The organism is Mesorhizobium sp. LSJC269B00, from assembly GCF_000502815.1.
Lineage (GTDB): Bacteria > Pseudomonadota > Alphaproteobacteria > Rhizobiales > Rhizobiaceae > Mesorhizobium.
Window position 1 is genome coordinate 1 of record NZ_AYVN01000034.1, and the last position, 9,409, is coordinate 9,409.

Annotated in this window: 8 protein-coding genes and 5 pseudogenes; 10 read left to right on the forward strand and 3 right to left on the reverse strand. The window is 59.8% G+C overall.

The features are described 5' to 3' along the window. A pseudogene (locus X771_RS1000000168970) lies at window positions 1–166 on the forward strand (IS1380 family transposase); the annotation flags it as partial. Window positions 167–352: 186 nt separating this feature from the next. Here X771_RS1000000168970 and X771_RS1000000168600 read toward each other — a convergent pair. Together X771_RS1000000168600 and X771_RS135850 are read right to left on the reverse strand one after the other, a co-directional pair. After that, window positions 353–517 (reverse strand): hypothetical protein, encoded by a 165-nt coding sequence (locus X771_RS1000000168600; RefSeq protein WP_023685557.1) that lies wholly within the window; start codon window positions 515–517, stop codon window positions 353–355. Window positions 518–573: 56 nt separating this feature from the next. After that, window positions 574–963, reverse strand: coding sequence for a hypothetical protein (locus X771_RS135850; protein ID WP_023690679.1), 390 nt, complete (start codon window positions 961–963; stop codon window positions 574–576). A 561-nt stretch (window positions 964–1,524) separates the two neighbouring features. Between X771_RS135850 and queC the strand changes: the two genes are divergently transcribed. From queC to queE, 3 genes are read left to right on the forward strand one after another with little or no spacing between them, the layout of a single operon-like run. Beyond that, a complete protein-coding gene (gene queC / locus X771_RS135845; protein ID WP_031203458.1) occupies window positions 1,525–2,223 on the forward strand; it encodes a 7-cyano-7-deazaguanine synthase QueC in 699 nt (232 codons plus the stop codon). Further along, window positions 2,223–2,579, forward strand: coding sequence for a 6-carboxytetrahydropterin synthase QueD (gene queD, locus X771_RS135840; RefSeq protein WP_023673552.1), 357 nt, complete (start codon window positions 2,223–2,225; stop codon window positions 2,577–2,579). The genes queC and queD overlap by 1 nt, the downstream gene beginning before the upstream one ends. Next, entirely contained in the window at window positions 2,576–3,310 is a 735-nt protein-coding gene (queE, locus tag X771_RS0135660) for a 7-carboxy-7-deazaguanine synthase QueE (RefSeq protein WP_023707020.1), read from the forward strand. Before queD ends, queE begins: the two co-directional genes overlap by 4 nt. A gap of 236 nt (window positions 3,311–3,546) precedes the next feature. Here queE and hemN read toward each other — a convergent pair whose 3' ends face one another. Continuing rightward, the gene (gene hemN / locus X771_RS135835) at window positions 3,547–4,887 is read right to left on the reverse strand and encodes an oxygen-independent coproporphyrinogen III oxidase (protein WP_031203460.1); all 1,341 of its coding nucleotides are present in this window, start codon (window positions 4,885–4,887) and stop codon (window positions 3,547–3,549) included. A gap of 152 nt (window positions 4,888–5,039) precedes the next feature. On the opposite strand from hemN, the gene X771_RS135830 reads away from it, so the two are divergent. The 6 genes and pseudogenes from X771_RS135830 to X771_RS01000000165700 form a co-directional block, all read left to right on the forward strand. Further along, a complete protein-coding gene (locus X771_RS135830) occupies window positions 5,040–5,786 on the forward strand; it encodes a Crp/Fnr family transcriptional regulator (protein WP_023708062.1) in 747 nt (248 codons plus the stop codon). A gap of 554 nt (window positions 5,787–6,340) precedes the next feature. Then, window positions 6,341–7,449 (forward strand): annotated as a pseudogene (locus tag X771_RS01000000165685) (cbb3-type cytochrome c oxidase subunit I). Window positions 7,450–7,460: 11 nt separating this feature from the next. After that, window positions 7,461–7,990 (forward strand): annotated as a pseudogene (locus X771_RS01000000165690) (cbb3-type cytochrome c oxidase subunit II). An 11-nt stretch (window positions 7,991–8,001) separates the two neighbouring features. Continuing rightward, window positions 8,002–8,151, forward strand: coding sequence for a CcoQ/FixQ family Cbb3-type cytochrome c oxidase assembly chaperone (locus X771_RS135825; RefSeq protein WP_023690689.1), 150 nt, complete (start codon window positions 8,002–8,004; stop codon window positions 8,149–8,151). Window positions 8,152–8,153: 2 nt separating this feature from the next. After that, window positions 8,154–8,943, forward strand: a pseudogene (ccoP, locus tag X771_RS01000000165695) (cytochrome-c oxidase, cbb3-type subunit III). 128 nt (window positions 8,944–9,071) lie between these two features. Then, window positions 9,072–9,409, forward strand: a pseudogene (locus X771_RS01000000165700) (cytochrome c oxidase accessory protein CcoG); the annotation flags it as partial.

The window sequence follows — 9,409 nt, forward strand, 5'->3', positions numbered from 1 at the left end:
GGCGGATCTGGAGGCCAGCACGACAGCACGCCTGGAAGCGTCGGCCAAGAGAGGCAAGGTCCGCATGTTCAAGAAGTTCGTTGACGGCGCCGCTAGTTGGAGCCGCGTCGAGCGCATCATCGCGCGGGTCGAGGTCGGCGCCCACGGTGGCGATATCCGCTTCGTCCCCCGCCTGCCATCACGCCGGAGCAATCCCGGCGCCTGACGAGGCGCGTGGAAAAGCACCGCAACGGCGACCACAGCGTCGCTTCAGGCCGTCAAAAGCTTATCGCCGTGCATCAAGGCGGCTAGATGGCAACGAGGCTTATGCCGCCCGAGCATCGCAGCTAAGTATGCATGAGGGGTCGTCCCTTCAAAATACTTGATACATTTGCGCTTGCGTAGCTCCTTGCATGCGCTCGATGCCAGGAGGAGACCTCTGTTCTAAACGCTCGCATCGATGCAACGCCGTTGACACCATCATCGCGGCGACCGCTTTGCCGCGGCCGCCGCAGCCCTTTTCGAGCATGACGATCATGCCGGCGCCATCGCAGTGATGCACTTGCAAATTCAGAGATGCACTCTGGCCAAATGCTAGGTGCCCAGCATATGTCCGGCATCCCGCAACGCCGCTACGAAGAGACGGGCATTGCCGTTGGCATCCATCTTGGCCTGCATCGACAGGGGCATCCTGTGCCAGCTCTCCAAGGCCGCAATGTAATGTGAGAACATACCGTTAACGATGCAATAGTGGGTAACTAGGCCGTGTCCGTCTAACGCCAGCACGCCGAATTGGCCGCCGTGATATCGGATGGCTGCGACCCGCTGGACCTGCGGGTCACCGTCGATCCGCACGTTGAAAAGCAGGCTGCCGCGGCTCCTGGTGGCTATCTCGGCGGCTTTTTCAGCGAAGCTCAACGAGAGCGAGCGGACGCTTTCGACTGCCATCTGTAAAACCATCAAGTTCAGTTCATCCACTGCCATAAGGTACCTGTGCGCAAGACATGGGTGATTGCAATCGACCACACCGCTTGTTCACAGATGTCGGCTCACGACCGGTTATTCAGGGTTCGCCGGTTATCCATTGAGGGCGTGCTCATCAAAATGATCCTGACGTGGAATGCGCTGCATCTACGAAGCGCGACGAGCAGGCCAGCCAAAGCTGTCGCGACAATTGATCTCATAATCCACCCCGATATCTGGATTTCGGCATCGCTGAACATCCCTGGTAAGTGAGCTGTTTGCGGCAAGCCCATCTCGGCTTTGTACTCCGAAACCGTTGCAATGGGCTCGCTCGGCGCTCGGGACCGACAGGCTCTGCTCGTCGAGAACTTTGTCCCCGAGAAGCGTTCGACTTTGAGCATTCCGCTGAAGGGTGACGTCTCGTCAGTCCGTGTCCTTGCAGCTCACCGCGAAGGCTTTTTGCGCATCGCACGCAAGCGCACGAATTCGTCTCCGTTCACTTCACAAAATGGTTTTCCTGAAGTACTGGAGCGCAGAGAAATCTCCGGTCGCAGCCTACCCGGTTAAAACAAGGACCCAACGATGAAGACTCTCGTCGTCTGCTCCGGCGGATTGGATTCCGTTACTCTTGCCCACAAGGTGGCAGCGGAGCACCAGCTGACCGGCCTGCTATCGTTCGATTACGGCCAACGGCATAGGAAGGAATTGGGCTTCGCCACCCTTTGCGCGGAGCGCCTGAGTGTCCCGCAGCGAATCATCGATATCCACGAGATCGGCGGCGACCTTTCCGGCTCCGCGCTGACCGACAATGTGGACGTGCCCGACGGGCACTATGCCGAAGACACGATGAAGATAACGGTGGTGCCCAACCGGAACGCCATCATGTTGGCCATTGCCTTCGGCCTCGCCGCAGCGCAAGGCGCTGACGCAGTGGCGACGGCCGTGCATGGTGGGGATCACGTTGTCTATCCCGATTGCCGTCCGGCCTTCATCGACGCTTTCCAGATGATGCAGGACCACGCGCTCGACGGCTACGCGCAGATTCGCCTTTATGCACCCTATGTGAACCTGACGAAGGCGGACATTGTTACGGATGGAGCCACATACGGCACGCCGTTTGCGCAGACCTGGTCCTGTTACAAGGGCACCGAGCGTCATTGCGGGAGGTGCGGGACCTGCGTCGAGCGGCGTGAGGCGTTTCACATCGCTGGGCACCCGGACCCAACCGAGTATGAGGACTCCGACTTCTGGCTCGGAGCGCTGCGAAGGACCACCGCGTAATGTTCCGCATCACCAAGGAATTCCACTTCTCAGCCTCGCATCAGCTCACCTCATTGCCACCCGATCACCAATGCGCGCGCCTGCACGGACATAACTACATCGTCGAAGTGGAGCTTTCAGCGGATGGACTGGACGATCACGGCTTCGTGCGCGACTACCACGACTTGGCGCCATTCAAACGCTACATCGACGAGAGCTTCGACCACCGGCATCTCAACGACGTGCTGGGACACGAGCAAGTCACGGCGGAATATCTGGCCAGACATTTCTACGACTGGTGCAAGGCACGCCTGAGCGAAACCGCGGCCGTGCGGGTGAGCGAAACGCCGAAAACCTGGGCGGAATACCGGCCATGACGAATACTCATCCCGCAATCCGCGTTAGCGAGATTTTCGGGCCGACGATCCAGGGCGAGGGCGTGCTCATAGGTTTGCCGACGATCTTCGTCAGAACCGGCGGGTGTGACTATCGCTGTTCCTGGTGCGACAGCCTCCATGCTGTGGACAATCAATTCCGCCATGAATGGGAGATGATGTCCGTTGGGGCGGTGTGGAAAAATGTGCTTGCCCTTTCCGGTGGCCGCCCGCTGATGGTGTCGCTATCAGGCGGCAATCCGGCCATCCAGCCGCTCGGCGCGCTCATCGACCGGGGCCATGGTGACGGTTACCGTTTTGCGCTGGAAACCCAAGGGTCGCTTGCCAGGGACTGGTTTGCGCAGCTTGACGTGCTGATCCTCAGCCCAAAGCCGCCGTCAAGCCGAATGACGACAGATTGGGCCGCTGTCGAGGCGTGCCTCCAGGCGGCACAAGGCAAGCCCCAAGTCGTGCTCAAGCTCATTGTTTTCGACGAAAGGGACTACACCTACGCGAAAGACGCCGCTGCGCAATTTCCGCAACTTCCGATCTATCTGCAGCCCGGCAATCACACGCCGCCACACCCCACAAATGATGACGCGCCTGTCGACCTTGACGGAATATTGAAGCGCATGGAGTGGCTGGTTGACAGCGTGACCCGCGACAGATGGTTCGAGGCCCGCGTGCTGCCGCAGCTGCACGTTGTGCTCTGGGGTAACAAGAGAGCCGTCTAGCCCAGGCCCTTTCCACTGGAACTGCGCCGGCAGAATTCGGGTGAACGGGTGGTTCAGGTCGAAGGGAGCTGTCGCCGACAACCATGATCCGACAGGCAGGGCTCGAGCGGACGATATCGTCGCTGCGCCAAGACGCGTCTGGTCCGCTCAGAATCTTGTCTCGATAGACGGTCGCCGATCAACAAACGTACCGCGGTCCATGATCGACTGAGAGGCATGACCGTTCCTCTGAGTGCTCAGACTGCCGCCGAGTGCCTGGCCGTTCCAGCTTCGAAATATTTGTCGAACCTGGCCGCGATGCTTCGGACGAAAGGGCGACTTTCAGCCGGCACAACGAATCTGTCGCCATCAAGTTCAAGCAATCGAACCGGATCGTGGAGGGCCATGGAACTTGACTGAAGGAGGAGCCTCTGGCCGGCCTCGCCGAAGCGTTCCACCAGATCGATGGCCGAGAAGGCGAAGTCGCACATCAAACGTTCGATGATCCAGCCGCGAACGCGGTCGTCGTTGGAAAGTGCGATACCCCGAACAGCGGCCAGCCCGCCGTCATCAACCATGCGTCTATATTCGCTGGTTGAAGGCATGTTCTGCGCATAGCCTTGCCGAAACTGGCTAATGGATGACGGGCCGAGCCCGATCAAGATTTCGCAGCAATCGTCCGTGTAGCCCTGAAAGTTCCGGTGCAAAGTCCCGGTGTGTGCCGCAATCGCCAGCGCATCGCCTGGTTTGGCGAAATGGTCGAGCCCGATTGCCTCGTATCCATTGTCTACAATCGCCTGTGCAGCCAGTTGCGACTGGGCAAAGCGCTCCGCGGGACCCGGCAACCAGGCCTCGTCGATCATCGTCTGATGTTTCTTGAACCACGGTACATGCGCGTAGCCAAACAGTGCGATCCGATCCGGTTCCAGGGTCAGTGCCTGCGTGACCGTAGAAGCGACGCTTTCCCTGGTCTGGTGCGGCAGACCATAGAGCAGGTCCAGATTGACGGATTCGACGCCGCGCGAACGAACGCCGTCGACGACCGTCTTGGTCTGCAGGAAGCTCTGCTCGCGGTTGATCGCCTTTTGCACCTTCGGATCGAAATCCTGAACGCCGAGGCTCGCACGGGTCATGCCGATTTCGGCAAGCGCATCGAGGCGGGCATCGTCCATATCGTTGGGTTCGATTTCAACGCTGATCGTGGCGCCGGGAAGAAAGCCGAAGCTGTTGCGCAGGGCGGTTCCCAGCGCCACCATATCTTCGGGCTTGAGCATGGTCGGCGAACCACCGCCGAAATGGACGGCACGCACACGACCTTTGCCTCCAACAAGACCGGCGACGGTAGCGATCTCGGCATGCAGTGAGCGGAGATAGATCGTCACCGGTTCGTAATGGCGTNTATGGCAGGCACAAAACCAGCAAAGCTTGTCGCAGTATGGGATGTGCAGATAGAGCGAGATTTCGTCGCCCTCATCGAGCCGCTGTAGCCAGCCACGACAAACGGTAGCGTCAACGCTTGCATTGAAATGCGGCGCGGTCGGGTAGCTCGTGTAGCGCGGGACGTTCTCGCCAAATCTGGCAACTAGCTTTTGTCGCATGTCGTGGTCCACCGTGTTTGCCTCGCCCGAACTGTGGATGCTTGGATGAGCCTAAGCCCTGATTTCGATCAACCTTCAGCACGGACAAACTGCCGCAAGGATTTTTCTACCGTGGATGCTATCCTGCCCGCACGGAGCGGTAGAGCGATCGAATGACATTACGGCAGGATATTCACAGTTCCGGCATCCCCGTTCTTTGCCTGTCTTGCGAGGCACGGCGCCGCGGTGTCTGTGGCGCGCTAGAGCCAGACCATTTGGCTCAGCTCGCCAAGACGTCGTCGCGGCACAATATCGAGCCGGGGGTCGAACTGATCGGCGACGCCGAGGCGGTCGACTGTTATTCGAACGTGCTTTCAGGCGTGGTGAAGCTCACGAAGAGCCTGTCAGATGGACGCCAACAGATTGTCGGCCTGCAGTTCGCCCCGGATTTTCTGGGTCGGCCCTTCAAGATGAAAAGTGCGATTAATGCGGAAGCGGCAACAGCTGTCTCGCTATGCTCGTTTCCCAGAGCGGCCATCGAACGGATGATGAAGCAGTCACCCGAATTTGTGCATCGCCTGCTCAAGCAGGCGCTGAACGAACTTGACGAGGCACGCGAATGGATGGTGACTCTGGGGCGCAAGACCGCACCAGAGAAGGTGGCGAGCTTTCTCCTCATGATTGCCCGGAACATCGACTCCAATGTTGACCCGACGGCTAGCTCGACGTGCTTCGAGCTGCCGATGACGCGTGCCGACATTTCTGATTTCCTTGGAATCACAAACGAGACCGTGAGCCGTCAGCTGACCAGCCTGAGAATGGACGGCGTGATTCGGATCGAGAACAACCGCCGCGTCACCGTGGACAGCATGAGCCGGCTGGAACGGCGCTGCGGCGGCCGAGGCGCTACAGCCGTTTGAATGACGCAGAAGCTGCATGGCCCCCGTCACTTACTTCATTCGGGGCAGGGCATGCTCGCGTTGGGCTCAGAAGAAGTCGCGTAGCGACAGCCCGTTCTCCATCCGATCGTATGCGCCAGTTGCCTTTCGGCTCGTCGGCGAAGCATCCACACTTGGCCGAAGTCAATACGCCTCATCCGCAGGGGAAAATCGCCGTCTCCCCAAGCCATGAATGTCACGACGGCAGCGTAACGCTGGCGCTGGCTGTTCCAAGGCATTGAACGCGGGGTTCGGTAAGGCGTCGACCTGCTTTCCAGCGTCGCAGAAGGTGCGCTCCCCCACACGCCCGCGGTCGCCTCCGCACCCGGGGCCCGACCGGGGACGCCAGGTCCCATCCATAAACGAGCGGCCGGTGGTGCGCTTCCACATTCGATTGTCGCAGTCTGATCGCACCGAACTCGATGCTGCTCGAGCAAAATGGTGCGGCTCTGACATGGATCAGGGCGAGCAGGCGACGGCTGCGCAATAAGACACCGCGGTTTGGCATCCGCCGGAATTGGAAATCGGGGCTTGCGATGAAATTCGGCAAAGAAATCGTGCTTCTAAGCCTGTTCGCATTCGCGGCTTTGGTGGCGGCTGGCGCTGGGGTGGATGAACCCTTTCGCCAGCATATGTGGGTCTTGTTCTTCGCCTTGGCTGGCTTCACTGCGATCCTACTGCGTAACACTGAGTTCAAGCCTGCCGCTCCGATCGACCCGTCCGCCTACATGGATGGTCCAATCCGCTACGGCGCCATCGCCACCATGTTCTGGGGTGTGGTTGGCATGCTGGTCGGGGTGGTATCGCGCTGCAGCTTGCCNGCGAATATGCGGAACCCGAATGGTATGTCGACATCTGGCTGACCATCGTCTGGGTCGCCTACCTGATCCTGTTCCTGGGCACGATCCTGAAGCGCAAGGAACCGCACATCTACGTCGCCAACTGGTTCTACCTTTCCTTCATCGTGACCATCGCGATGCTGCATGTGATCAACAACCTGTCGATGCCGGCCTCCTTTCTCGGCTCCAAGAGCTATTCTGCATTTTCCGGAGTTCAGGACGCCCTGACGCAATGGNCGGCCTGATGACGCTGTCGGGCGCCTGGGACAAGCTGCGCACCGATCCCATCATCCGCATGATGGTGATGGCCATCGCCTTCTACGGCATGTCGACCTTCGAAGGCCCGATGATGTCGATCAAGACGGTCAATTCTCTGTCGCATTATACCGACTGGACCATTGGCCACGTTCACTCCGGCGCGCTCGGCTGGGTCGGCATGATCTCGTTTGGCGCAATCTACTTCATGGTGCCGAGACTCTGGAACCGTGAACGCCTCNAGGCTCGTCACCTGGCATTTCTGGCTGGCGACGCTCGGCATCGTCGTCTACGCCGCGGTGATGTGGGTGTCCGGCGTCATGCAGGGCCTGATGTGGCGCGAATACGACGAGCAGGGCTTCCTGGTCTACTCCTTCGCCGAAACCGTGGCCGCTATGCACCCTTATTACATCATGCGCGCCATCGGTGGGGCCATGTACCTCTCCGGCACCCTGATCATGGCCTGGAACATCGCCATGACCATCCTCGGCTACCGGCGCGAGCAGGATCCGATGCCGCGCTCCACCCCCGCCCTCCAGCTTGCGCGATGATGAGACAGAAAATGAGGTTGATGAACAGACACGCGGTCATCGAGAAGAACGCTACACTTCTCCTCCTCGGGTCGCTGCTGGTCGTGACAATCGGCGGCATCGTCGAGATCGCGCCGCTCTTCTATCTCGATAATACGATCGAGAAGGTGGAAGGCATGCGCCCCTACTCGCCGCTCGAACTTGCTGGTCGAAACATCTATGTCCGCGAGGGCTGCTACCTCTGCCACAGCCAGATGATCNCTTCCTGAAGGACAAGCCGATCGCGGTGAAGGACTTCTCGACGCATCTGGTCGCCAACAGGCGCGTCGGCGTCCCTTACTCCGACGACATGATCGCCAACGCCAATGCCGATTTGATGGCGCAGGCTGATCCCAACGCCGACACATCCGGCCTCCAGGCCCGCTACCCCAAGGCCAAGATCGGCGACTTCGACGGCAACCCGCAGCAAGTCACCGAAATGGACGCGCTGGTTTCTTATCTCCAGATGCTGGGCACGCTGGTCGATTTCAAGAACTACGATGAGACCGCCGGCTACCGCTGAGGACAATGGCCATGACGTACAATTTCATGCGGGAGTTTGCCGACAGCTGGGGCCTACTTGCCATGGCTCTTTTCTTCATCGGATCTGTTGCCTTTGCAGTTCGTCCCGGAAGCCGGAGGCAAGCCGGCGAAGCAGCTCAAATTCCTCTGAAGGAGGACTGATCATGAGCAGCGATCACATCGACGAGGTTTCCGGCATCTCAACCACCGGTCATGAGTGGGACGGCATCCGGGAGCTCAACAACCCGCTTCCGCGCTGGTGGATCTGGACGTTCTACATCACCATAGTCTGGGCGATCGGCTACACCATCGCCTATCCGGCATGGCCTCTGCTGCACACGGCAACCAAGGGGGTGCTCGGCTACTCCAGCCGCAACGATGTCGGGAACGAGTTGTCCGCGGCTGAAGCGGCCAAGGGCAAATATGTCGCCGCGATAGAAGCGAAAAGTGTTTCGGAGATCGCGGCGGACGACACGCTGCNGCTCCAAGGGCTTCCCCAACCTCAACGACGACGACTGGCTGTGGGGCGGCAAGGCGGACCAGATCCAGCAGACGATCACCCATGGCATTCGCTTCGCCTCCGATCCGGATACGCGCCTGTCGGAAATGCCCGCCTTTGCCGACATCATCACCGCCGACCAGATCAAACAGGTCAGCGCCTACGTCGCCAGTCTGTCGGGGGCCGTCGTCAATCAAGCATTGGTCGCGCCGGGCGCAAAGGTCTTTGCCGAAAACTGCGTGGCCTGTCATGGCGACAATGCAAAAGGCAACAAGGAACTCGGCGCTCCAGATCTGACCGACGCCATCTGGCTCTACGGGTCAGGCGAAGCGGCCATCGCCGCCCAGGTAACCGCACCGAAACACGGCGTGATGCCGGCTTTGGGCGCGCGCCTCGGCGAGATCAAGGTCAAGGAACTGGCGGTCTACATCCATTCGCTTGGCGGCGGAGAATAGGAAAGCAGCCTATTCTCGTCCTCCCCCTCCCGCCAAGCGACGAGGCCCGGCGCAAGCCGGGCCTCGGCATCATCCAGAACCGATGAGTCGGCTTCCGGCGAAATCGTCGCTGGTGACTGGAGCTTCTCGTGCTCGATAACACGCAAATAGAACGGATCGAACCCACGACGTTCAACTCCGCCAAGGTGCGTCAGCCAATGTATGCCGCGCGCAGGAAGATCTTCCCGAAGCGGGCCTCTGGCAGCTTTCGCCGATTCAAATGGATCGTGATGGCGATCACGCTCGGCATCTACTATCTCACGCCGTGGCTGCGCTGGGATCGGGGTCCGTTTGCCCCCGACCAGGCGGTGCTGCTCGATGTCGCCAACCGGCGCTTCTATTTCTTCTTCATCGAGATATGGCCCCAGGAATTCTACTATGTCGCCGGCCTTCTGGTCATGGCCGGCGTCGGTCTTTTCCTGATCAC

Coding starts and splice junctions, on each gene's coding strand:
- X771_RS1000000168600 (WP_023685557.1), bottom strand. CDS start 517: ATGATCGTCATGCTCGAAAAGGGCTGCGGCGGCCGCGGCAAAGCGGTC.
- X771_RS135850 (WP_023690679.1), bottom strand. CDS start 963: ATGGCAGTGGATGAACTGAACTTGATGGTTTTACAGATGGCAGTCGAA.
- queC (WP_031203458.1), top strand. CDS start 1,525: ATGAAGACTCTCGTCGTCTGCTCCGGCGGATTGGATTCCGTTACTCTT.
- queD (WP_023673552.1), top strand. CDS start 2,223: ATGTTCCGCATCACCAAGGAATTCCACTTCTCAGCCTCGCATCAGCTC.
- queE (WP_023707020.1), top strand. CDS start 2,576: ATGACGAATACTCATCCCGCAATCCGCGTTAGCGAGATTTTCGGGCCG.
- X771_RS135830 (WP_023708062.1), top strand. CDS start 5,040: ATGACATTACGGCAGGATATTCACAGTTCCGGCATCCCCGTTCTTTGC.
- X771_RS135825 (WP_023690689.1), top strand. CDS start 8,002: ATGACGTACAATTTCATGCGGGAGTTTGCCGACAGCTGGGGCCTACTT.